The following is a 22,212-nucleotide window of genomic DNA, read 5'->3' on the forward strand; positions in this document are numbered from 1 at the left end:
CCCATCTCATCGACGCTCGCTCGAAACCCAGTAACGAGTCTCCTATCCCAGTAACGACAACGGCCCGGGTGCGCCAACACCCGAGCCGGAGCCGGATCCGAACGACCGGCAGCGAACCGCCGATGCTCGAACAGCACTCACAGCATATCTGCGGTCCCACGGTCGTTCGCATCCCCGAACACGAGGACCCACTCATGTCTCACACATCCATGCCCTCGGCCGCGGTCGAGGTCTCCGATCTCGTCAAGATCTATCCGGGCGGGCGGCGCAAGCCCGATGTCCGGGCGCTGGACGGCCTGACCTTCGGCATTGCCGCCGGCACCGTCTACGGCATGCTCGGCCCCAATGGGGCGGGCAAATCCACCACCACCAAGATCTGCACCACCCTGTCCGCCGCCACCTCCGGTACGGCGCGGGTGGCCGGATTCGATGTCACCACCGATGCGGCGGCCATCCGGCAGCGGATCGGTTATGTCTCACAGGGTTCGGGCGCGGACCCGCGGCAGAACCCCTTCGAGAATCTCGTCATGGCGGGCCGGCTGCACGGCATGACGCGGCACGACGCCGCGGACCGCGCGGAGCGGCTGCTCGACCAGTTCCAGCTGACCGAGGCCCGGAATCGCAAGGTGGCCAAGCTGTCCGGCGGTATGCGGCGCAAGCTGGATGTCGCGGTCGGGCTGGTGCACCGCCCGCAGGTGCTGTTCCTGGACGAGCCGACCACCGGTCTGGATCCGCAGGCGCGGGCCGAAATGTGGTCGGAGATCCGGCGGCTGGCCACCGAGGCGGCGCTCACCGTGGTACTGACCACGCATTATCTGGAGGAGGCCGATGAGCTGGCCGACCGGCTGGTCATCATCGATCACGGCCGGGCCGTTATCGAAGGCACTCCGTCGCAACTGAAGTCGACCCTCGACGGCGATACCTTGACGGTGGAGCTCATCGAACCGGATATCGCCGCGGTGCGCGCGGTGGGGGAAGCCATTCCGGCGCTGCACGATGTGATCGTCGAGCAGGACGGCCCGAACGGGAAGCTGATCGCCCGCACCGACGACCTGTCCGGCGTGGTCGGCCGGGTCATCAGTGAATTCGATGCCGCGGCAATCGCTTTCGGCGCGGTATCGGTGTCCCGGCCGAGTCTGGACGATGTGTATCTGCATTACGCGGGCCGCTCGTACCGGGCCGACAACGGCCGGACGGGGGTGGCGGCATGACCGCGCTCGCGACCTACGAGAGCACCGCCACCTACGAAGTGCCCACGGCCGGTTGGCCGGTGGCGGCCGGGCAGGTCTTCCGGCGGTGGATGGTCAATACCCTGCGGGAGTCCTGGGGCGTGTTCGCAGCGCTGTTGCAGCCGATCGTGTGGATCCTGCTGTTCGGGCAGGTCTTCAAGTCGGTGGGTGACATCCCGGGCTTCGGGGCCGCCAACTACATCACGTTCCTGGCGCCGGGCGTGCTCATGATGACGGTGCTCTACTCCGGCGTGTGGGCGGGCACCGGCTATATCGAGGACATCGACAACGGTGTCATGAATCAGATTCTGACCGCGCCGATTTCGCGTAGCGCGGTGATCGCCGGTCAGCTCACGGTGCAGTTGATCATCGGGCTGGTGCAGTCGGCGCTGGTGCTGGTGATCGGATTCGCCGGGGGCGCACGGTATCCGGGCGGGGCGGTCGGCATGGTGCTCGCGCTGGCGGCGGCGACGCTGCTGGCGGCCATCTTCTGTGCGGGTTCAGTGGCGCTGGCGCTGATCTCGCGGAGTCAGATCGCGCTGATCGGCATGTCGCAGTTGATCATCCTGCCGTTGACGTTCCTGTCCTCGGGCATGATGTCGCCCGCGCTCATGCCGCGGTGGGTGCAGGACATCTCGAAGTTCAATCCGGTGTCGTGGGCGGTCGATATCGGCCGCAGCGGCCTGGCGGGCACAGCGGACGCCGGGTTCGTGGCCGCTCACCTCGGCTACCTGACGGCCTTGGCGGCACTCGCCTTCGTCTGGGCCCTGTCCGCCTTCCACAGCTACCAGCGCACGCAGTAACCGCGGCTCTCGCGAAGAATCCGGCCCGCGCGGCGAATGTCGTCCGCGGGCCGGATGATTCTGTGTCTACTATCGGGCCGTGGCCGATATCCGATCCGGTGAGATGGTTTGCGCTGTTTACCTCGATGGCCGGCGATTCTCGGATCAGCTCACTTATCGTGACGCGCTGACGGATGTGCGGGCGCGAAAGGACGGTTTCGTCTGGCTGGGGCTGCTGGAGCCGGACAAAGCCACGATGGACGATGTGGCGCAGGCTTTCGGGTTACACGAGCTCGCTGCTGAGGACGTCATACACGCGCATCAGCGACCGAAGCTGGAACGCTACGGCGACACCTTGTTTCTCGTCATGCGCACGGTGCGCTATCTCGAGCACGAATTGACCAGTGCGAGCGCGCAAATCGTCGATACGGGCGAGATCATGATCTTCCTCGGCCCGGATTTCGTCATTATCGTGCGGCACGGGGACTTCGGCGGGTTGCTGCGGGCGCGGGATGAGCTGGAGGCCAACCCGTCTCGGCTGCGGCTCGGCCCGAGCGCGGTCATGCATGCGGCGGCCGACCATGTCGTGGACTCCTACCTGGGCGTCATCGAATCCATCGACAAGGATATCGACGAGATGGAGGAGGCCGTCTTCCGGCCGGGGAGCCGGATCGCGGTGGAGGCCATCTATCAGCTCAAGAGCGAGGTCGTCGAATTGCGTGGCGCGGTCCGGCCTTTGGGCCTGGCGCTGCGGACCCTCGTACAGGACGCCACACTGCCGCTGCCGGAACAGATCCGGAGCTATCTGCGGGATGTCGCCGACCACCACACTCAGGTCACCGAGCAGATCATGAATTTCAACGAATCCCTCAGCGCCCTGATCAATGCCGCGTTGGCGAAGGTCGGTGTACAGCAGAACACCGATATGCGCAAGATTTCGGCGTGGGCGGCCCTGGCCGCGGTGCCGACCATGATCGCCGGAATCTACGGTATGAACTTCGAGCACATGCCCGAATTGACCTGGCATTTCGGGTATCCCGCTGTCATCGCGGTCATGCTCGTCATCTGCGGTGGGCTCTACGCGAATTTCCACCGCAATGACTGGCTGTGAGCCTTCTGGCTGCGACTACTTGGTGAACAGCTTCAAATACTTGGTCTGCCCGAACATTTCGGCGGCGTCGCGCGCGGAGGGGCTGCCCGCGTCCGGGTCCGCGCCGGCGGTCAGCAGGGCATTGACGATCGCGTCCTCGCCCTTGAAAACCGCGCCGGACAAGGGGGTCTGACCCTTGTCATTGCCGAAGTTGGGGTCGGCCTTGTGGTCCAGCAGCACGCTCACCGCTTCCGGGTGGGCGTGATAGGCGGCCAGCATGAGCAGCGTGTCGCCGTTCTCGTTGGTGAGGTTCACCGGTACGCCGGCGTCGAGGTAGGCGCCGAGGGTGGCGGCGTCACCGCTGCGGGCCAGATCGAAGATCTTGCTCGCCAGCTCCAGCACTTCGGGGTCCAGATCTTTGGGTTCCACCAGGCCACTCTATCGAGCCGGAGCGATGCTGCCGGGGAAAGAGCCGTATATGAAAGCCGGTCGATCAGTGGGCCCGGTCGGCGATGCGGTCCAGCCATTCGCGCAGCAATCCGAGTTCGGCCGCGGTCAGGGCCTCGGTGCGGGGCAGCAGTGCACGCAGGGTGACCGCCGCCGTCGCCGGTGCTACGCCATCGGTGGATGATGCTTTACCGACGGTGGCCGATCTCTTGCCGGCGGTGGCTGATTCACCGGTCGTGATGGCGGCGATGACCGCTTCGCGTGCGGTGCTGGACAGTTCCGGATCGCGGCGATCTTCGGGTGTGGCGATCAGGGCGAGTGTCGTGCCGCTGCCCGCCGCGTGGACCAGTGCGGCGGCCCGCTCTTCGGGGATGCCGCAGCCGGCCGGCCTCGGCGATGCGGCGAATGAGTGCGGCGAGCATGCCGAAGGCGGTGACGGCGGCCGGGGTGCCCGCGCCCGCGCCGGGGCGGGTGTACATGAGGGTGTACAACGCCGGATCGGCGAGACCGAGGCCGACGTGGAGGTCCCAGCCCGCGCGCAGGTCCGCGATCGGGTCAGCGGTGGGTTCCCGCGTCGTTTTGGTGGCGAGGTAGGCGGCGAAGCCGTGCGCGGCGACCGCATCGAGCAAGCCCTGTTTGTCGCCGAACAGGCGGTAGATGGTCGGCGGTTGCACGCCTGCCGCCGTGCTGACCGCGCGGGTCGATACCCGAGAGATTGCTGGAACGGGTGCCCGCCGGGGAGCTGGGCGTCAGCGTGCGTGACCCGCGGCAGTCGAGTGTTCTCGAAGCGCGTGGCGTGCGAGTACGCCGGGGAGATTTCACCGATCCGCCGAGCCTTGCCGCCGCCTTCGAGGGCGCGGATACGGTGCTGATCGTGTCGAGCAACTCCAGCGGGTCGGCGGCCGTCGCTCAGCATCGCGCCGCCATCGACGCCGCCGCGGCGGCCGGGGCCGGGCGGATCGTCTACACCAGTCATATGGGCGCGAACCCGGACTCGCCTTTCCCGCCGATGCCCGACCATGCGGCCACCGAGGCCGCGTTGCGCGCGAGCGGTGTCCCGTTCACGGTGCTGCGCAACGGTTTCTACGCGCAGTCCGCCGTGATGCTGCTCGGCGATGCGGTGGAGACCGGCGAACTCGTTGCGCCCGAGGACGGTCCGGTGGCCTGGACCGCCCACGCCGACCTGGCCGACGCCGCCGCAATCCTCCTGACCACCGCGGCCCCCGCCGCCGTCACCTCGCCCCTCACGGGTCCCGAAGCCCTGACCATGGCCGAGGTGGCAGACCGGGCGGCCGAACTCAGTGGTCGCCCCATCCGCCGGATCATCGTGTCCGACAACGACTATCGCGAGGCTCTGATCGGCCGCGGTGTCCCGGAATCGGCCGCCGGCCTGCTGGTGGGCCTGTTCCAGGCGAGCCGGAACGGCGAATTCTCCTCCGCCACAGCGGACCTCACCACCCTGCTCGGCCGCCCCGCCACCACCATGGCCGACTATCTGAAGGCAGAACTCCCCCTGCCCTAGCCGATCACGGCCCGGCTTTCCTTGCCAGGTCGCCCGCGGCCCGACCGCTCATATCCCAGTGGGTCGCAGCTCGGCTCGCCCACCCTGGTCGATCGCAGCCCAGGCACAGGCGGCGCCGCGCGGGGTTGACCTGCGCGGACGGCCATTACCAGGGCCGGCGCCGCACCGGTGAACAGCAGTGCCGGGCGGCGTCAGGAAGTCAGGACGAGAAGTTCGGTCGGCGAGGCGATTTCGATGCGCAGGCCGGATTTCTCGGCGATCGCGGCCAGGCCCTTGATGTCCGAGGGCTCGGTGCGGGACAGCACGAGGGCGCGGGCGAGCAGGCCCTTGTGGTGCTTGTTGAAGTGGCTGACCACGGTGCGGCTGCCGTCGGGGCGTTCGGTGAGGACGGTGGCGGTGACCGCGCCGGGGACGCGGCCCAGGTTCTGGTAGGTGCCCGAGCGCAGGTCGACGGTGAGCTGCCCCTGGGTCTCCGCGCGCAGGGCGGCGGGCAGGGCCTGCTTCCAGACTGCTTGCAGCGTGGGCAGTCCCGGCAGTTTGGAGCCGCCGGAGAGGCGGTAGGCGGGGATGGGGTCGCCGGCGCGGATGACGCCGAAGAGGGCGGAGCCGATGCCGAGGCGGGCTTCGGCCTTGGCGCGCTGGGCCTTGGTGAAGGAGGCGGCGTCGAGGGCGTCGTAGAGGACGCCGGTGTACCGGTCCAGGGCCGGGCGGGTCGGCGAGGTGCGGAGGGCGGCATTGCGCGCGATCTCCGCGTCAGCCCCCTTGCCCAGGGCGAGGGCGGCGCGCGCGGCGCCGGGGTCGGCGGCGAGGCCGATGAGTTCGGTGACGAGTTTGTCGCGTACCGCTGTGAGCTGCGGCATCGCAAGGGAATCAAGGTCGAGGGGGTCGCCCGACCCGCCGTCGGACTTGGTTTCTGAGGGAGGCAGCAGCACCAGCACGAGGCAACACGGTAATGCCTTGTGAGCATTGCGTACGCAGCGGCTAGTCTGTGGAGCCGTGATCACCCGCCTCTCGCATCTGTTCCTGCGCACGCTGCGCGACGATCCCGCCGACGCCGAGGTGCCCAGCCACAAGCTGCTGGTGCGCGCCGGTTATGTGCGGCGTGTCGCGCCCGGTGTCTATTCGTGGCTGCCGCTCGGTCTGCGCACTCTGCGCAAGATCGAGAATGTCGTCCGGGAGGAAATGGACGCCTTCGGCGCCCAGGAGATCTCGCTGCCGGCGCTGCTGCCGCGCGAGCCGTACGAGACCACCAACCGGTGGGTCGAATACGGTGACGCGCTGTTCCGGCTCAAGGACCGCAAGGGACAGGATTACCTGCTCGGCCCGACGCACGAGGAGATGTTCGCGCTCACCGTGAAGGGTGAGTACAACTCGTACAAGGATCTGCCGGTCACGCTGTACCAGATTCAGACCAAGTACCGCGATGAAGGCCGGCCGCGGGCGGGCATTCTGCGTGGGCGCGAGTTCATCATGAAGGACTCGTACTCGTTCGACCTGGACGAGGACGGGCTGAAGAAGAGCTACAACGCGCACCGCGAGGCGTATCAGCGCATCTTCGCGCGGCTGGGCGTGAAGTACGTGATCGTGGCGGCCACGTCGGGCGCGATGGGCGGTTCGGCGTCGGAGGAGTTCCTGGCGGACAGCCCGGTCGGCGAGGACACCTACGTCATCTGCCGCGAAAGCGGTTATGCCGCAAACGTGGAGGCCGTGGTGACCGCCGCGCCGCCGGAGATCGCGATCGAGGGTCAGGCCGACGCTGTCGCGCACGAGACCCCGAACACTCCGACCATTGCCACGCTCGTCGAGTGGGCGAACGGCGCGGGTATCGATCAGGTGCTGGGCCGTCCGGTCACCGCGGCGGACACGTTGAAGAACGTGATGGTCAAGCTGCGTTACCCCGACGGCAAGACCGAGATCCTCGGTGTCGGCATTCCGGGTGACCGTGAGGTCGACGACAAGCGGCTCGGCGCGGCAGTCGAGCCCGCCGAGGTCGAACTACTGGACGAGGCCGATTTCAAGGCCAACCCGTTCCTGGTGAAGGGTTATATCGGCCCGAAGGCGCTGCTGGCCAATGGCGTTCGCTACCTGGTCGACCCGCGCGTGGTGTCCGGCTCGGCCTGGATCACCGGCGCCGACGAGCCCGGCAAGCACTATGTCGGTCTGGTCGCCGGTCGTGACTTCACCCCCGACGGCACCATCGAGGCCGCGGAGGTCCGGGACGGCGATCCGTCGCCCGACGGTCGCGGCGTGCTGGAGGCCGCGCGCGGCATCGAGATCGGCCACATCTTCCAGCTGGGCCAGAAGTACACCGACGCTTTCGAGGTCGATGTGCTGGGCGAGAACGGCAAGCCGGTCCGGCTCACCATGGGCTCCTACGGTGTCGGCGTCTCCCGCATGATGGCCGTGCTCGCCGAGCAGATGCACGATGAGAAGGGCCTGCGCTGGCCGTCCGTCGTCGCCCCGTTCGATGTGCACGTGGTCATCGCCAACAAGGACGAGGGCGCCCGCTCCGGCGCCGAACAGGTTGCGGCCGAACTGGATTCGCTCGGTTTCGAGGTCCTCCTCGACGATCGCACCGCCTCCCCCGGCGTCAAGTTCAAGGACGCCGAACTCCTCGGCATGCCCTACGTCGTCGTGGTCGGCCGCGGCTGGGCCGAGGGCAAGATCGAACTCCGCGACCGCTTCGCCGGCACCAGCGAGGAACTCCCCGTCGACACCGCGGTGGCCTCGGTAGCCGCCGAACTCCGCGGCTGACACGCGCGGCTCTTTCGCATGGCTCATGGGCGCGGTGATTCACGCGAATCACCGCACTCATGAGCCATTCGCTTTTTCCGGGGCTCGGTTTTCCGGCCGCTGTCAGCGGGCGGGGTGGCTGGGCAGGACGCAGATGGTGTCGAGGCCGAGGACTCGGTTGAGGCGGCCGAAGGCCAGCCAGGAGCCGAGGCACATGGAGAGTTCGACGATCTCCGGTTGGGTGTAGTGGGTTTTCATCCGGTCGAAGAAGTCGGGGGTGAGGGTGTGGTGGTCGAGGGCGTAGCGCTCGGCGTATTCGGCGGCTAGGCGGGTGCGCGGAGTGAAAGAGGGGGTGGTGCGCCAGTTGGTCACGTCGTCGATGAAGGTGGCGGGGACCTTTTCGCCGTTGCGGTCGGTGCGCCAGTCGAGGCAGAAGAGGCAGCCGTTGATCTGGGCGATGCGGAGGCGGGCGGCTTCGAATTCGGGGAGGGCGAGGGTGCTGTGGGAGTAGACGGCGAGGGAGAGGTTGGCGGCGGCGATGCCGATACCGGGGACCATTTCGCCCCAGACGTAGGTGATGGGGTCTTTGCCCTCGGGGATGTCGATGATCATGACGGGTCGCGGGCGGTGTCGCGGTCAGTGGGAATCATCTCGGAAGGCTAGCAATTGCTTGCTCGGCCTGTGGTCCAATTCATCCCGTTCGTCGATTGGAACATGTCGGTGCCGTGCTCTACGTTGAGCGCGTCTACCGGCAAAAGCAGTACGGGAGGTAAGTCGGTATGAGCAGCACGGACTTCGAGGCCTCGGAGCAGATCCGACAGCTCAAGCACCGGTATCTGCGGACGCTCGACCTGAAGTTGTGGGACGAGTTCGCGGATACCTTGAGCACGGACATCGTCGCGTCGTACGGTTCGCCGTCCGGCGGGCAGCCGCTGGAGTTCACCTCCCGCGACCAGGTGGTGGACTACATGCGTAATGCGTTGAGCGGCAATGTGATCACCGTGCACGTCGCCAACCATCCGGAGATCACGGTGGACGGTGACACCGCCACCGGCAGCTGGTGCCTGGAGGACACGGTGATCGTCCCGGACTTCGGGATGCTGATCCGCGGCGCCGCCTACTACGAGGACACCTACCGCCGCGAGAGCGACGGCAAGTGGCGCATCACCGGCACCGGCTACCAGCGCATCTTCGAGGCCAAGATGGCCACCGAGGCGCTACCGGGATTCGCCATCACGGCGAATCGCTGGGCGCCGAGCCAAGTCTCCGATTCGAGCCACGACTGATCGGTTCGAATCGGATCAGCCACTGCGGCCCGAACATCCACCCCGGTTAACGCTGTAGCGCCGGAGTTCGATCTTTGGGGTGTAGTGGTTCGCGGGGGGCCGGACCGGGTCTTGTCTCCTGCGCGTATCAGTTCGATTCAACGCAAGGAAATCTCATGCGCAAGACCCTGCTGGCCCTGACCGGGCTGACCGCCGTGACCGCTGCGGCGGTGCTGCCCGTCGCCTCGGCGCAGGCCGACGCGAGCTCGTGGGGCGCCATTGCCGTCTCCGGCAACGGCGACCTGGGCTGGGCCTACAACTACGACACCGAAACGTCCGCGAGCCAAGCGGCCGAGGACAAGTGCGGCAAGTCCGACTGCTCCACCATCACCACGTTCCAGGGCTGTGGCGCGGCGGCCTTCTCGCAGAGCATGAACAAGTACACCGGCGGTTACGGCGCCACCCCGATCGACGCCGAGAACAATGCCAAGTGGTACCCGGACTCGAATATCGTCCGCGCGGCCATCTGCAACGACTGACCGGACGGCGCGGCGGCCCTGACACCGCCGCGCAGTACCGGAAGCTCAGCGCAGTGCCGGAATCTCAGCGTTCCGCGGCCTCGACGGCCTTGCGGACGGCTTCCACTCCGGCGGGTGCGGCCTCGTTCTCCCAGAACGGTTTTCCGGCCGCGTAGGGGGCGCCGTAGGCGGGCGTATCCGGCTGGATGCGCCAGCTCTGGCTCAGGTCGCCGATATCGAAGGTGTCGTAGCCGAGCGCACTGATCAGCTGCGCCGCAGCGGTTTTGGCCTCGGTATCGTCGCCCGCGATGGGCAGTGCGGTGCGGTCGGCGGCGCCGGCCGGGCGGGCCAGCACGGCCAGGTGCTGGAAGTAGATATTGTTGAACGCCTTGACGACGCGGGAGCGCGGCAGATGCCGTTGCAGCAGTTCGGAACTGGTGGTTCCGCCCGCGTCCAGATCGGCGATGTGGCCGTCGCGGGCCGAGCTGTAGTTGCCGGTGTCGATGACCACCTTGCCCACCAGCTGGTCGGCGGGCAGTTGCTGGTAGACGCGGAACGGTACCGTCGCCACCACGATGTCCGCGGCCGCCGCCTCTTCGGGAGTGGCGGCGCGAGCCTTGTCCCCCAGTTCCGCGACCAGTGCCGCGAGTGTCTCCGGTCCGCGCGAGTTGCTCAGCACCACATCGATTCCCGCGGCTATGGCGAGCTTCGCGAGGGTACTGCCGATCCGCCCGCTGCCGATCAATCCAAGCGTCGTCATGACCGCTGCCAACACGGCGCCGGGCGGTAATGTTCCCGGGCGGCTACCGGGCCTCCACCTGCTGCAGCGGGCGATTGGCCTCGGCGAGCGCGGTATTGACCAGGGCGATGACCGCGAAGACGATGGCCCACACCGCATGCCCCACCACGGCGAAACCGATGGCGCCCGCGCCGAATACGACGGCCTTGACGACCATGATGGCGGCGAACGGAATCTTGTATTTGGCGCGCGGCGAGGCGAACGCGCCCCACAGCACGGCCGCGATCAGCGGGAAGAGGATGGCGAGCACGACTCCGCCGAAACCCCCGCCGGCCAGGTGGTATCCCCACCACCCCAGGCCGTACAGGGCGACGAGCTCCAGCACGAAGGCCAGGGTTTCATTGGCCCAGAACAGGGATTTGGGGAGCTTCATGTCAAACCTCGGCAGTCATGCTCCCGGCAGTCAGGGCTGCGTCCAGGACCCCGGGGAAGCGGTTGTTCAGATCGGCACGACGAAGCCGGACGAAACGGGATCGTCCTTCCTGCCGTGTGCTGATCAAACCAGCTTCGCGCAGTACGCGGAAGTGGTGTGTGGCCGTTGACTTGTGGACGTCGACGCCTTCGGCCGCGGCGGCACAGGAGTGTTCCTCGTCGTCAGCGAGGGTGACGAGGATGCCGAGCCGCACCTGATCGGAGAGTGCGTGCATGACCGCGACGAATCGGATGTCGCCGGTGGCCGGTTGGGGCAGGTACCGCATGCGGTCAGCGTAGCAATTGTTGGATAGTTTGACAGTTATCAAACTAGCTACTTAGTATGACGATCGTCAAACTAATTGCGGGCTCTCCGCTCCCACTCCATGAGGGGTCTCGGGTGAATTCACGTTTGCTCACATTGGCTTCGGGCACCTTCGCCATCGGCATCGACGCCTTCGTCACCGCCGGCCTGGTCGCGCCACTGTCCAAGGATCTGCACGTATCCACTTCCGCGGCCGGGCAGCTGGTCACCGTGTTCGCGCTGTCCTACGCGGTGTTGTCCCCGCTGCTGGGCACCGCGACTGCCACGCTCTCCCGCAAACATGTGCTGCTCATCGCCTTGTCGGTGTTCGTGCTCGGCAATATCGTTACGGCGCTTGCGAGTTCGTTCACCTTGGTGCTGGCCTCACGGGTGATCGCGGCAGCGGGCGCGTCCATGTACACACCCAATGCCTCGGCGGTGGCGGCGGCCTTGTCGCCGCCGGAACGGCGTGGGCGGGCCATCGCGGTGGTGGTCGGCGGGCTCACGGTGGCGACCGCGCTGGGGGTGCCGCTCGGGTCGTGGATCGGTGGCGCGTTCAGCTGGCGCGCCACGCTGTGGATGGTGGCGGGACTGGGTCTGGTGGCCCTGGCCGGCGTCGCGTTGATCGTGCCCGCCGTGCACCTGCCCACCCCGGCCCGGCTGCGGGAACGCCTGCGACCGTTGCGGGACAGGGTCGTTGCCACCACCCTGCTGCACACGGTGTTGCTCTTCGGCGGCATGTTCACCGCCTACACCTACCTGGGGCCGATCCTGCATCATGCGACCGGCGGCAGTGCGGGCACCTTCTCGCTGCTGCTGTGGGTCTACGGCATCATGGCTTTCACGGGCAGCACGCTGAGCGGGCGACTGGTCGACCGGATCGGGCCACAGCGCGTCCTGCCGCTGACCCTGGTGGCGAATATCGTCATTCTCGCGGCGGCGCCACTGGCCGGGCACGCGTTCGTGACGGCACTGATCTGGATCATGTGCTTCGGACTGCCCGGCTGGATCTGGGCGGTGGCGCAACAGCATCGGCTGGTCGAGCTGGCGCCGCGGGATACCCCGCTACTGCTCGGGCTGAATGCCTCGGCCCAGTATTTCGGCACCGCGCTCGGCGGTGCGGTGGGCGGTCTCGGCCTGCAGTGGTGGGGCGCCGGATCATTGGGCTGGATCGGCGCGGTGCTGGTGCTCGGCGCGCTGGGCCTGCTCACGGTGAGCCTGCGCACGGCACGGCACCGGAAGGCCGCTGCGGCAACGATTCCCGGGACGACCGCCACGCCCGCGACGCAGCCTGCCGCCTGAGACGAACCTGCCGCGTGAGTTCGCCCCCACGGCCGCCGCATCCTCCGACGGCCGTGGGAACTCGCCCGATGGTCCCTGGCGTCACTCCGGGACGCCGATGTCCTCGTTCCACAGCTCGGGCCGTTCGGCGATGAAACGGGTCATCATGTCGATGCACGCGGCATCGTCGAGGACGGTCACGGAAACCCCGTGCGCGGCAAGCCAATCGTGACCGCCGTGGAAGGTGCGGGCCTCCCCGACCACGACCGCGCCGATGCCGAACTGCCGCACCAGACCGCTGCAGTACCAGCACGGCGACAGGGTGGTCACCATGATGGTGTCGCGATAGTCGCGGCGGCGCCCCGCATTACGGAAGGCGTCGGTTTCGGCGTGCACGCTGGGGTCGTCGTACTGGACGCGGCGATTGTGCCCGCGGCCCAGTAGTTTTCCGTCCCGGTCGAAGAGTGCGGCGCCGATGGGAATGCCGCCCTCATCGAGCCCCAGTTGCGCCTCTTCGTAGGCGGTGACCAGCAGATCCGCTGCGGAATTCATGCCGATCATGCTGCCATGCAGCGGCGGCGATCCTTGCGTTCGAGGTAGGTGGCGTAACCGAGACCGGCCAGCACCAGGGCCAGTACCAGGCCCGGCAGGTAGCCGATCAACAGCAGGGCCGTTACCGCCAGCGCGACAGTCAGACCGATTTTCATGGTGGAGCTCCTTCACAGGCCGTACGACCTGAGAAGAATTGTGAGGTCGGCACATTGCGGCGATATGAAAAGGAGTTTCGGACTCGTATCGTCGAGCCGTGAACGAATCTTTCGCCCGGGATATATGGCGAGTTCTCGAACCGCTGCACGCGGTCACCTACTTCGCACCCGAATGCCTCGGCGCCTTCAAGGCCGCCGGTCTGCGCGGTTTCTGGATGGGTTACTTCGCCGGGCGCAGCGCGCCGTTCGGGGCGGCCGGACCGAACCTGGTGGAGGCCGCCTTCTTCAATTTCCATCCGCGCATGGTCCGGCGGGCGATCCCCGATGCCTGGGGTTTCGCGACGCCGGAGGCGGTGCTGGCGGCGCGCAGCCGGGCGGCGGCGGAGGCCTTGCGGGGTATGGCTCCCGGGATCGATGCGGCGGCCGAACAGGCGCTGCCGAGTTTGCGGGCCGCGGTCGCGGCGGCGCCGGCGGTGGGGCGGCCGCTGTTCGCCGCCAATCGGGATCTGCCCGCACTCGAGGATCCGGTCGAATCACTGTGGCAGGCCGTGACGGCGCTGCGGGAACACCGCGGGGACGGGCATATCGGGTGCCTGCTGGCGGCGGGGCTGGACGGTGGGGAGGCGCTGGCCCTGTTCGCGGCCGACACCGGCACACCGCCGGAACTCTGGCGGGAGTTGCGCGGCTGGAGCGAAGACGAGTGGGCCGCAGCGGAATCCCGGCTCGCCGAGCGCGGACTGCTGGACGGGTCCGGCATCACCGAGGCGGGGCGGGCCTTGCGGTCGCATATCGAATCACGGACGGACGCACTGGCACTCACCGCTTATACGGACGTACCCGATATCGAGGCGACGCTGGCGGCGCTGACTCCGGCGGCCCGCGCGGTCGCGGGCACCGGTGTGGTCCGCTCCCCCGATCTGCTCCACACCGGCGCGCCCTGAGGGTTCACCACACGCCGGGCACGAGCCGCTTGGTGCCGATCCGGTATTCCTCGTACGGGCGGCCCAGCGTCTCGACCAGGACTTCTTCTTCGAGGCCGATGCGGCGCAGCAGTGCCGCGGCCGGGAGCACGATGGTGACCAGCAGCGAAATCCAGTTGTCCGAGGCGATTCCGTAACCGATCGTCAGCAGCAGCATCCCGCTGTAGGAGGGATGCCGGACCCAGCGGTACGGTCCACTGTTCACCACCGTCTGGTCCGCGTCGACCTCGACGGTGGTGCGGAAGGACTTGCCCAGCACCGCGATGGACCAGATCCGCAGGGACAGCCCGCTCACCATGAGCAGGATGCCGAGCACCGCCCAGGGCACCGACGAGCCGGGGAAGCGCAGCGGGCTGTCGGCGGGCAGCACGATCGCGACGACGATGGCCACGATCATCGAGGCGGCGATGAGCAGCGTGATGGTGAGTCGCGTCCTGCCGTCGCCCGCGGTGGACCCGGCCCCGCGCCGGCGATCCCGCACCCGCAAACCGATCTCCAAAGCCATCCACACCCAGGTGATCACCACCGCGGCAGCCACAGCTGCTCCTTTCATCCAAGCAACCCGAGCACCCAACCGACTCGAGCGCCCAGCCAATTCGAGCGTCGAACCAACTCGAGCGGCCGACCAACTCGAGCATTCGACTGTCTCAAACCAACCATCTGCGGGTCGGGGCGTATACCCGGAATGCCCCGGAGAAGACCCCTGGATGACCGCATTCGATACCTGTGGATGACTCGGGCCAGCCGCGGGGATGACACCGGTTGCCCGCGGGATGCCGATCAGTAGTCCTCGAGGTGGATTGCCTTGGCGGCCTGCTCGATCGGCTCGATGATCGAGCGCAGCGCCATGCCCTTCCAGGGCAGGCGGCTGACCATGCGCAGCATGAAGGTCTGCATGCGCAGCGCGCCCTTGCCGCCGGCGACCATCTGGGTGGCGTTCTTCCAGCCGAGCGCGAGGTTCTCGTCGATGTAGTGCTGCATCTTCTCCTGGTAGCGGTCGAAGGCGCGCTGATCACCGGCAGCGGCGAACAGTTCACCGGCCAGTACGTAGGCGCCCACCAGCGCCATGCTGGTGCCCTGCCCGGACAGCGGTGAGGGGCAGTAGGCGGCATCGCCGACCAGGGCGACGCGGCCCGCCGACCAGGTGTCGAGGTGGATCTGGCTGACCGAATCGAAGTAGAAGTCCGGGGATTCGGGCATGAGGCGCAACAGGTTCGCCGTCTCCCAGCCGCCGTCGGCGAACGTGTCGGCGACCAGCCGCTGCTGGGCGGGCACATCACCGCGATCGGGCAGCTGCGCCGGCGCGGGGAAGATGAACTGCGCTTTGGCGGCGGCCCGGGTGGTGCTGTACATCTGCACGATGCGGCCCGGGGTGGGGTGCACCAGCTCCCAGCGGTCCAGGTCCAGGTAGTTGGGTACCGAGATGACGCAGGCCGCCATGCCGGTGTGCCGGGCGAACCGCTCTTCGGGGCCGAAGACCTGGCGGCGCACGGTGGAATGCATACCGTCCGCGCCGATCACGAGGTCGAACATGCGCGGGGCGGCATTGCGGAAGTGCACCTCGACGCCGTCGGCATGCTGCACCAGGTCGGTGATCGAATCGCCGAAGACATATTCGACGCCGGACTTGGTGGCGTCGAACAGGATTCGTGCCAGATCGCCGCGCAGCACCTCGTCGTCGCCCGGGGAGCGCAGGCCGATCAGGTCGGGGCCGAGGGTGGCGAGCGGCTTGCCGTTCGCGTCCACCCAGGCGCCGCCCGCCATATCGGTGGAAGCCTTGCGGAGTTCGTCCAGCAGGCCCATGCGTTCGATGACTTCCATTGCCGCGCCGCGGATATCGACCTTGTAGCCGCCCTCCCGCAGGCTCGGGGCCTGCTCGACGATGGTGACGGTGAAGCCGTACCGGTCGAGCCAGAAAGCGAGCGCCGGGCCGGCGATGCTGGCGCCGGAGATGAGGACGGTCTTGTTGGTGAACTGCTGTGCGTTTGTCATGGGCAAAGCTTCGGGGGCGGGGCTCACCGAATCCTCACCATCGGCGCACCGCGGCTCACCGGCCGGATCAGGGCTGGTCGGGCGGTATTTCAGCGGATCGAGCGGTCACGGCGGCGAGGCCTCGACGGGCCTCGTCGGCGAGCAGCCGCAGGCCGCCGCCCTGCGCGATCTCCAGCGCGGCCTCGAATCGGGAGGCTGCGCTTTCCGAATTGCCATTGCCTGCCGCGAGTTCCAGGAGGCCGAGCCCGATCAGGGCGCGGGCGCGAGCCTCGATCGCGCCGATGGTGCCGGCGTCGGCCATGGCCAGCGCTGCCGCGTAATGCGTTCCGGCCTGCTCGTCTCCGAGTTCCCGGGCGACATCGCCGAGCCCGCGTAAGGCATTGGCGCGCATATCCGTCAGGCCGATGGAGCGGGACAGTCCGGCGGCGCGCTCGTAGTCGTCGCGGGCGGCGCGCAGATCACGCTGCCCCTCCGCACCGCCGAACAGGATGTCGCCGCGGCGGTTCAGCAGATCGGCGGTGTCGGGAACGGACCCCATCTCGGTATTCAGCTCGATCGCCTCTTCTATCAGGGCGAGCGCCGCGGCGCGATCGCCCTGCCGTTCGGCGACGGCCGCCAGCTTCTCCAGCACCGACGCGATGGCCCACCGATCGCCGACGGACCGGAATTCGCCCAGCGCACACCGGAATTCGGGTTCGGCGGCCGCCGGTTCCCCGGTCATGTACAACCGCAGCCCCTCCCCCAGCCGCACGAACCCGCGAGACCAGGCGTCATTGCCGAACAACCGCTCCCGAGCCTCCTGCCCGCCCTCCAGCAACCCACCCGCGAGCGCGAGCAGAAACACCAGATGCGGTCGCCGCAGCGGCGTCCCGGACGCACTCACCCGCGCCGCCGCAACCCGCACCCGCTCCCGGACATCACCACCGCCCCAGGCCGCCACCGCCGCGCACAGGGCGAACTCCTCGACCTCGGTCACTGAATCCACCTCGGCCGCAGCAGAATTCGCTGATGCAAGACGAACCTTGTCCGGCATCGCGGCAGACGGCACCGCGGCGGACGGGGCGAAAGTAGATGGCTCCGCAGTGGACAGCACCGCGGGGGGCTGCGCTGCCGAGCACGGCATCGGCCCGGACGGCGTTGCCGCTTCGCCGCCCAGTGGCGCGATCACGCGGCTGATCTTTTCGTGTGTCCCGAGATCTGCGATCGCTCGGTCCGGAAGGTGGGCGGCTAGGTCTGCGGCGTCGCCGGGGCGGCCGCTGAGCCACCAGTACCAGGACTGGGCGGCGATGAGGCGGCGGGCGAGGGCGGGGTCGGTGCGGGCGGACCAGTGCAGGGCGGCCTGGAGGTTGTCGTGGCGGGCGGTGAAGGCGGCCAGGGCCTCGAGTTGGCCGGCGGTGCGCAGCAGGGGGTCGATGGTCTCGGCCAAGGTGGTGAAGTGTCGGGCGTGGGCGCGGTGCAGTCGCTCCCGGTCTCCGGAGCCGGCCAGTTTCGCGGCGCTGAATTCGCGGATGGTCTCGAGCATGCGGTAGCGGCCGGCGGTGACCTCGACGAGGGATTTCTCGGCCAGGCCGGGCAGCAGTTCGTCGGCGTCGTCCAGCTCGCAGACGCGGATCACGTCATCGACGGTGGCGCCGCCGGTGAAGACCGAGAAGCGCTGCGCCAGTAGCTGTTCGGCGGGGTCGAGCAGATCCCAGCTCCAGGCCACCACGGCTTGCAGGGTCCGGTGCCGGGGCTCGGCGGTGCGATCGCCGCGGCCGAGCAGCCGGAAGCGATCGGTGAGACGGGCGTCGAGTTCGCCCAGGCCGAGGACACGCAGGCGGGCCGCGGCCAATTCGATGGCCAGTGGGAGGCCGTCGAGCCGGGCGCAGAGACGGCCCACCATGCCCACGGTGCCGGCGTCCACCGTGAAGCCGGGGCTCGCCGCCGCGGCCCGCTCGGCGAACAGCCGCACCGCCGGGCTCGACAGCTGCTCGGCGAGTGCGGAATCGGGCGACGCGACCGGCAATTGGCCCAGCGGGAAGACTGTTTCGCCGGTGATGCGCAGGGCTTCGCGGCTGGTCGCCAGCACTCGGAGACCCGGGTGCGCCAGCAGCATGCGGTGGGCCAGGCGGGCGGCATCGAGGATCACATGCTCGCAGTTGTCGAGGATCAACAGCATCGGGCGGTCGGCCAGCAGGCTCAGTACCTGAGTTTCGGCGTCGCGATGCGCGGCGATCGAATGGGTGGCGAGGTCGTGGCCGCCGAGCGCGGCGGCCACCGCCTGCGCGACCTGTGCGCCGTCGACCAGCGTCGCCAGGTCGGCGAAGCAGACCTCGCCGCGGGCCCGCGCACCGGCCTCGACCGCCAGCCGGGTCTTGCCGGTGCCGCCCGGCCCGATCAGGGTGACCAGCCGGGCCTGGGCCAGCAGTGGAAGCAGTTGGGCGAGTTCGGTTTCGCGGCCGACGAAGCTGGTGATCGGGGTGGGCAGGCGCCGGATCGCCGGTCCCGCGGCCTCTTCCGCGCGCAGGATGGCCAGGTGCGCCGCGGTGAGTTCGGCGGCCGGGTCGGCGCCCAGTTCGTCGGCGAGCACCTGCCTGCCCTGCTCGAACAGTTCGAGGGCCTCGGCTTGCCGGCCGGCCGCGTACAGGGCGCGCATGAGCAGGGCGCGCGCCCGCTCCCGCAGCGGATGGTCGGCGACCAGTGCGATCAAGGCAGCCGGGACCGCACGATGCTCGCCCACGGCCAGTGCGGCCTCGGCCCGGTCCTCCTCGGCGGCCCAGCGCTGCTCGTCCAGCCGCGCGGCCTGCGCCGCCGCGAAGGGGGCGTCACGCACGTCGGCGAGGGCGGGTCCGCGCCACAGTCCGAGCGCCTCATCGAGGAGGGTGGCGGCCGTGGCGGGATCCTTGTCGCGCAGAGCTTTACGACCGCGCTCGGCGAGTTCGGCGAAGCGGTGCACATCGGTGTCCCGCGGGTCGATCACCAACCGGTAACCGGCCGCCGTGGATTCGACGAGTTCGCCGCCGCCGGAACCGTTCCGCAGTGCCCGCCGCAACCGCGACACCTGGGATTGCAGCGCATGCCCGGCATCTCCCGGCGGCTCTTCCCCGTACAGCCCGTCGATCAGCCGTTCCCGCCCGACCCCACGTCCGGCCTCCAGCACCAGCAGGGCCAGCAGCGACCGCATCTGCGGCCCGCCGACGGAAACCGGACCGCCGTCGTCTCGCCGCACCTCGACCGGCCCAAGAATCCCGAACTGCACGCCCGACAGTATGCCTGCCGTCAGCGCACTGTCGGCGTGCTGTCAGCGCCGCCGCGCATCGTCTTCCCTGTCAGCCGGAAACAGTCCGGCACCAGCACAGGAGAGTCACCATGTCGCACAACCCGATCGCCAACCTCATCACCGGCCCCGCCTCGGCCCCGGCCACCGAGCCCGTCGCGAACCTGATCGCCGACCGGATGCAGCGCGCCCGCACCGAAGCCGGCCAGCGCATGGCCGCCGCCGCCGCAACCGTCGACCTCGCGCTCGCTGCCGATGGCGCCGAAGACCCCACCCGCCCCACCCGTCGGCAGCTGAAGCAGCTCCGCGCCGACGCACGAGCAGAGGGTAAGCAGCTGAAGGCCGACCTCCTCGCCCAGGGCAAGGAGCTGAAGTCCCGCCGGAAGGGTCGGTGATCACCCGTACGAAATATCGGCCGCCGCAGGGCTGTTGGCGTGACTTATGGTCAGCGAGCTTGCGGAGCAGCGGCGGGGACAGCTGCGGGAATTCCTGCGGGATCGGCGGGCGCGGCTCGCACCCGAGCAGGTGGGCCTGCCGCTCGCCGGGCGGCGGCGCACTCCCGGGCTGCGGCGCGAGGAAGTCGCGCTGCTGGCCGGGGTGGGGGTGTCCTGGTACACGTGGCTCGAGCAGGGACGCGATATCACCGTGTCGGCCGAGGTGCTCGACGCCATTGCCCGGGCACTGCAATTGAGCCGGGCCGAGCGGTCCTATCTGTATCTGCTGGCCGGGCTGAACCCGCCGCCGGCCGGGGGCGCGTCCGGCGGGGAGGTCACCGCGGAGATCCGGCAGCTGCTGGACGCCTGGTCGCCACGACCCGTGGTGCTGCGCGACCGGTACTGGAATGTGCTGGCGTACAACGATATCGCGCGCCTGATGTTCGGTTTCGACGGAACCGCGCAGAACTGCCTGGTCACCTTCTTCACGAATCCGCGCTACCTCGCCGCGCGGGAACCGTGGGAGTCGGCGGCGCCGGCAGTCGCGGCGGCCTATCGCGCGGATGCGGCGCACGCGCCGGGCGATCCCGGATTCGAGCGCGTGGTCACCGAGTTGAGCACGCTGAGCCCGGAATTCGCGGCCCTGTGGGAGCGGCACGATGTCGGCGAACCGGAGCAGGCGGTGAACGTCCTGCAGCATCCCGAGGCCGGGGAGCTGTACTTCGATGCCACCACCCTCATCCTCGCCCACCGCCCGGACTGGAATCTGGTGCTGTACAACCCGCGACCGGATACCGGCACGCTGGACCGGCTCGCACAGCTCGACGCCAGACTGGTGGCGCCACACCTACGATAAACGCGCACTGTTCGCGGGCGGCGCCGCTCGGCAGGCTGAAGCCATGACGAACAACGGTTTTCGATTCGACGGCAAGATCGCACTCGTGACCGGGGGCACCAGCGGCATCGGCCTGGCCACCGCGCACCGGCTGGCCGCGGAGGGCGCGCGGGTGATCATCACCGGCCGCGACAAGACCCGACTGGACAATGCGGTAGCCGAGCTGGGCGAGCGCGCCACCGGAATCGCCGGTGACGCAGCGGATCTCACGGATCTGGACAGCCTGGCCGAGCGGCTCCGCACCGAATTCGGCCAGGTGGACGCGGTCTTCGCCAATGCCGGTATCGGCGCGTTCCAGCCGGTCGAGGCGGTCACCGAGGCCGAGTTCGTGCGCGTGGTCGACGCCAACTTCAAGAGCGTCTACTTCACCATCCAGAAGACGCTGCCGCTACTGCCGGATCATGCGGCGGTGGTGATCAATGCGTCCTGGTCGCTGCATCGCGGCGTCCCCGGCGGCGCCCTCTACTCGGCGACCAAGGCGGCCGTGCACAATCTGGCGCGCAGCCTCGCGGCCGAATTGGCGCCCAGGGGAATTCGCGTCAATTCGGTGAGCCCCGGCTACATCAGCACCCCGGCCTTCCGCGCCGAACTGTCGGACGCGGCGCAGGCCGCGGCAGCCGGCACGGTCGCCGCCGGCCGAGTGGGCACGCCCGACGAGGTGGCCGCCGCGGTCGCCTTCCTCGCCTCCGATGAGGCGTCCTACATCAACGGCCAGGACCTGCTGGTGGACGGCGGCCTGATCGCCGCCCTGCCCGCCCAACTCCTCTGATATTCGAATAGTCGAACAGTGCTACCAGCTCGCCCAACCGCGGGCCACCGCCACCGCCGTGTCGATCGGAATGGCGAAGGCGGATACGCCGCCCGGCGCGGGTTCGCCGGTATCGATGCTGGTGATCATGCCGATCACCCGGCCCTCCGCATCGAAGAGGCCGCCACCCGAATCACCGGGCGCGACACGGTTATCGATGGCCAGCATGCCGGTGAGACGCGAAATCGGGCGGTCGCCACCGCCGTCCGATCGCGTCGACTGGTTCTGCGCCACCAGCGTGCCGGTGGCGGTGACGGGCAGCTCACTGCCACCCGCATAGCCGACGGCCAGGACCGCACTACCCGTTTCCGGGCGCGCGACGGAATCGATACGGGCGACCGGTAATCCGGGCGGACTATCCAGTTTCAACAGGGCGACATCACGCAATGCGTCGGTGCCCACGCGCGTGGCCCGATAACTCCGGGTGCCGGTGGAATCCGCGACCGTGATCCGTGACGAACGATCCACGACATGACTGTTGGTCAGCACCAGCCCCGACCCGTCGAGCAGTATCCCCGACCCGGACCCATTGCCGTCGGCGTGCACCGCGACCACCGACCGCGCCAGCTGCACGGCCATATCGCCCAGGTGAGACAGCTGCGACCGAACCCGCACATCCCGATCCGCGCGCAGATGTTCGCCGGCGAAGACGGTGACCGCCACGACCAGGAGCCCGACGCACAGCCCGCCGACCCGCTCCGGTTTACCGATCCACCGCCGCACGATTGCCCATCGATCGCCGCTCACCCCTCCAAGCTA

Annotated in this window: 25 protein-coding genes; 12 read left to right on the top strand and 13 right to left on the bottom strand. The window is 68.6% G+C overall.

From position 1 onward, the window contains the following. The first annotated feature begins 194 nt into the window (after positions 1–194). The 3 genes from ACIP5Y_RS02750 (at position 195) to ACIP5Y_RS02760 (ending at position 3,122) form a co-directional block, all read left to right on the top strand. The gene (locus ACIP5Y_RS02750) at positions 195–1,211 is read left to right on the top strand and encodes an ABC transporter ATP-binding protein (protein ID WP_400346983.1); all 1,017 of its coding nucleotides are present in this window, start codon (positions 195–197) and stop codon (positions 1,209–1,211) included. Then, positions 1,208–2,032, top strand: a complete 825-nt coding sequence (locus tag ACIP5Y_RS02755) for an ABC transporter permease (protein WP_400346985.1) — start codon at positions 1,208–1,210, stop codon at positions 2,030–2,032. The genes ACIP5Y_RS02750 and ACIP5Y_RS02755 overlap by 4 nt, the downstream gene beginning before the upstream one ends. Positions 2,033–2,111: 79 nt before the next feature. After that, positions 2,112–3,122: a magnesium and cobalt transport protein CorA gene (locus ACIP5Y_RS02760; protein WP_400346987.1), complete on the top strand. Its 1,011-nt coding sequence runs from the start codon at positions 2,112–2,114 to the stop codon at positions 3,120–3,122. 15 nt (positions 3,123–3,137) lie between these two features. Here the strand turns inward: ACIP5Y_RS02760 and ACIP5Y_RS02765 are convergent, their stop codons facing one another. Both ACIP5Y_RS02765 and ACIP5Y_RS02770 read right to left on the bottom strand, forming a co-directional pair. Beyond that, positions 3,138–3,530 (bottom strand): ankyrin repeat domain-containing protein, encoded by a 393-nt coding sequence (locus ACIP5Y_RS02765; RefSeq protein ID WP_400346989.1) that lies wholly within the window; start codon positions 3,528–3,530, stop codon positions 3,138–3,140. Between the two features lie 245 nt (positions 3,531–3,775). Then, entirely contained in the window at positions 3,776–4,222 is a 447-nt protein-coding gene (locus tag ACIP5Y_RS02770; protein ID WP_400346991.1) for a TetR/AcrR family transcriptional regulator, read from the bottom strand. A 41-nt stretch (positions 4,223–4,263) separates the two neighbouring features. Here ACIP5Y_RS02770 and ACIP5Y_RS02775 point away from each other — a divergent pair, with 41 nt between their 5' ends. Further along, positions 4,264–5,070 carry an NAD(P)H-binding protein gene (locus ACIP5Y_RS02775; RefSeq protein WP_400346992.1) on the top strand — a complete coding sequence of 269 codons (807 nt, stop codon included), beginning with the start codon at positions 4,264–4,266 and terminating at the stop codon, positions 5,068–5,070. A gap of 191 nt (positions 5,071–5,261) precedes the next feature. Here the strand turns inward: ACIP5Y_RS02775 and yaaA are convergent, their stop codons facing one another. Further along, positions 5,262–6,008: a peroxide stress protein YaaA gene (gene yaaA, locus ACIP5Y_RS02780; RefSeq protein ID WP_400346994.1), complete on the bottom strand. Its 747-nt coding sequence runs from the start codon at positions 6,006–6,008 to the stop codon at positions 5,262–5,264. Positions 6,009–6,066: 58 nt separating this feature from the next. On the opposite strand from yaaA, the gene ACIP5Y_RS02785 reads away from it, so the two are divergent. Beyond that, on the top strand, positions 6,067–7,824 hold the full coding sequence (locus tag ACIP5Y_RS02785) for a proline--tRNA ligase (protein WP_400346995.1): 1,758 nt from the start codon (positions 6,067–6,069) through the stop codon (positions 7,822–7,824). A 102-nt stretch (positions 7,825–7,926) separates the two neighbouring features. Here ACIP5Y_RS02785 and ACIP5Y_RS02790 read toward each other — a convergent pair whose 3' ends face one another. Further along, the gene (locus ACIP5Y_RS02790) at positions 7,927–8,415 is read right to left on the bottom strand and encodes a carboxymuconolactone decarboxylase family protein (RefSeq protein WP_400346996.1); all 489 of its coding nucleotides are present in this window, start codon (positions 8,413–8,415) and stop codon (positions 7,927–7,929) included. A 167-nt stretch (positions 8,416–8,582) separates the two neighbouring features. Between ACIP5Y_RS02790 and ACIP5Y_RS02795 the strand changes: the two genes are divergently transcribed. Next, the gene (locus ACIP5Y_RS02795; RefSeq protein ID WP_400346997.1) at positions 8,583–9,089 is read left to right on the top strand and encodes a nuclear transport factor 2 family protein; all 507 of its coding nucleotides are present in this window, start codon (positions 8,583–8,585) and stop codon (positions 9,087–9,089) included. A gap of 155 nt (positions 9,090–9,244) precedes the next feature. Beyond that, complete coding sequence (locus tag ACIP5Y_RS02800; RefSeq protein WP_397002347.1) at positions 9,245–9,607, top strand: DUF4189 domain-containing protein; 363 nt, start codon at positions 9,245–9,247, stop codon at positions 9,605–9,607. Between the two features lie 64 nt (positions 9,608–9,671). Here the strand turns inward: ACIP5Y_RS02800 and ACIP5Y_RS02805 are convergent, their stop codons facing one another. From ACIP5Y_RS02805 to ACIP5Y_RS02815, 3 genes are read right to left on the bottom strand one after another with little or no spacing between them, the layout of a single operon-like run. Next, positions 9,672–10,346: an NADPH-dependent F420 reductase gene (locus ACIP5Y_RS02805; RefSeq protein WP_400346998.1), complete on the bottom strand. Its 675-nt coding sequence runs from the start codon at positions 10,344–10,346 to the stop codon at positions 9,672–9,674. A 43-nt stretch (positions 10,347–10,389) separates the two neighbouring features. Then, positions 10,390–10,758, bottom strand: coding sequence for a YrdB family protein (locus ACIP5Y_RS02810; protein WP_400347000.1), 369 nt, complete (start codon positions 10,756–10,758; stop codon positions 10,390–10,392). 1 nt (position 10,759) lies between these two features. Next, positions 10,760–11,083: an ArsR/SmtB family transcription factor gene (locus ACIP5Y_RS02815; protein WP_400347002.1), complete on the bottom strand. Its 324-nt coding sequence runs from the start codon at positions 11,081–11,083 to the stop codon at positions 10,760–10,762. A gap of 113 nt (positions 11,084–11,196) precedes the next feature. On the opposite strand from ACIP5Y_RS02815, the gene ACIP5Y_RS02820 reads away from it, so the two are divergent. After that, positions 11,197–12,402 carry an MFS transporter gene (locus ACIP5Y_RS02820; protein ID WP_400347004.1) on the top strand — a complete coding sequence of 402 codons (1,206 nt, stop codon included), beginning with the start codon at positions 11,197–11,199 and terminating at the stop codon, positions 12,400–12,402. An 81-nt stretch (positions 12,403–12,483) separates the two neighbouring features. Here ACIP5Y_RS02820 and ACIP5Y_RS02825 read toward each other — a convergent pair whose 3' ends face one another. Then, positions 12,484–12,933, bottom strand: coding sequence for a nucleoside deaminase (locus ACIP5Y_RS02825; RefSeq protein WP_400347005.1), 450 nt, complete (start codon positions 12,931–12,933; stop codon positions 12,484–12,486). 5 nt (positions 12,934–12,938) lie between these two features. Further along, complete coding sequence (locus tag ACIP5Y_RS02830; RefSeq protein WP_400347007.1) at positions 12,939–13,088, bottom strand: hypothetical protein; 150 nt, start codon at positions 13,086–13,088, stop codon at positions 12,939–12,941. A 98-nt stretch (positions 13,089–13,186) separates the two neighbouring features. On the opposite strand from ACIP5Y_RS02830, the gene ACIP5Y_RS02835 reads away from it, so the two are divergent. Beyond that, complete coding sequence (locus tag ACIP5Y_RS02835) at positions 13,187–14,029, top strand: hypothetical protein (RefSeq protein ID WP_400347008.1); 843 nt, start codon at positions 13,187–13,189, stop codon at positions 14,027–14,029. 4 nt (positions 14,030–14,033) lie between these two features. On the opposite strand, the gene ACIP5Y_RS02840 is transcribed toward ACIP5Y_RS02835, so the two are convergent. From ACIP5Y_RS02840 to ACIP5Y_RS02850, 3 genes are all read right to left on the bottom strand, one after another. Then, a complete protein-coding gene (locus ACIP5Y_RS02840) occupies positions 14,034–14,621 on the bottom strand; it encodes a methyltransferase family protein (RefSeq protein ID WP_400347009.1) in 588 nt (195 codons plus the stop codon). 227 nt (positions 14,622–14,848) lie between these two features. Continuing rightward, positions 14,849–16,060, bottom strand: a complete 1,212-nt coding sequence (locus ACIP5Y_RS02845) for an FAD-dependent monooxygenase (RefSeq protein WP_400347011.1) — start codon at positions 16,058–16,060, stop codon at positions 14,849–14,851. 67 nt (positions 16,061–16,127) lie between these two features. Beyond that, positions 16,128–19,298 carry a BTAD domain-containing putative transcriptional regulator gene (locus tag ACIP5Y_RS02850; protein ID WP_400347013.1) on the bottom strand — a complete coding sequence of 1,057 codons (3,171 nt, stop codon included), beginning with the start codon at positions 19,296–19,298 and terminating at the stop codon, positions 16,128–16,130. A 110-nt stretch (positions 19,299–19,408) separates the two neighbouring features. Here ACIP5Y_RS02850 and ACIP5Y_RS02855 point away from each other — a divergent pair, with 110 nt between their 5' ends. From ACIP5Y_RS02855 to ACIP5Y_RS02865, 3 genes are read left to right on the top strand one after another with little or no spacing between them, the layout of a single operon-like run. Then, positions 19,409–19,711 (top strand): hypothetical protein, encoded by a 303-nt coding sequence (locus ACIP5Y_RS02855; RefSeq protein WP_400347015.1) that lies wholly within the window; start codon positions 19,409–19,411, stop codon positions 19,709–19,711. Between the two features lie 46 nt (positions 19,712–19,757). Further along, positions 19,758–20,606, top strand: a complete 849-nt coding sequence (locus tag ACIP5Y_RS02860; protein ID WP_400347017.1) for a helix-turn-helix transcriptional regulator — start codon at positions 19,758–19,760, stop codon at positions 20,604–20,606. A gap of 43 nt (positions 20,607–20,649) precedes the next feature. Continuing rightward, the gene (locus tag ACIP5Y_RS02865; RefSeq protein ID WP_400347018.1) at positions 20,650–21,414 is read left to right on the top strand and encodes a glucose 1-dehydrogenase; all 765 of its coding nucleotides are present in this window, start codon (positions 20,650–20,652) and stop codon (positions 21,412–21,414) included. A 21-nt stretch (positions 21,415–21,435) separates the two neighbouring features. Here the strand turns inward: ACIP5Y_RS02865 and ACIP5Y_RS02870 are convergent, their stop codons facing one another. Beyond that, positions 21,436–22,200, bottom strand: coding sequence for a S1C family serine protease (locus ACIP5Y_RS02870; protein WP_400347020.1), 765 nt, complete (start codon positions 22,198–22,200; stop codon positions 21,436–21,438). Positions 22,201–22,212: the final 12 nt, after the last annotated feature.

It is taken from the genome of Nocardia sp. NPDC088792 (genome assembly GCF_044750615.1).
GTDB lineage: Bacteria > Actinomycetota > Actinomycetes > Mycobacteriales > Mycobacteriaceae > Nocardia.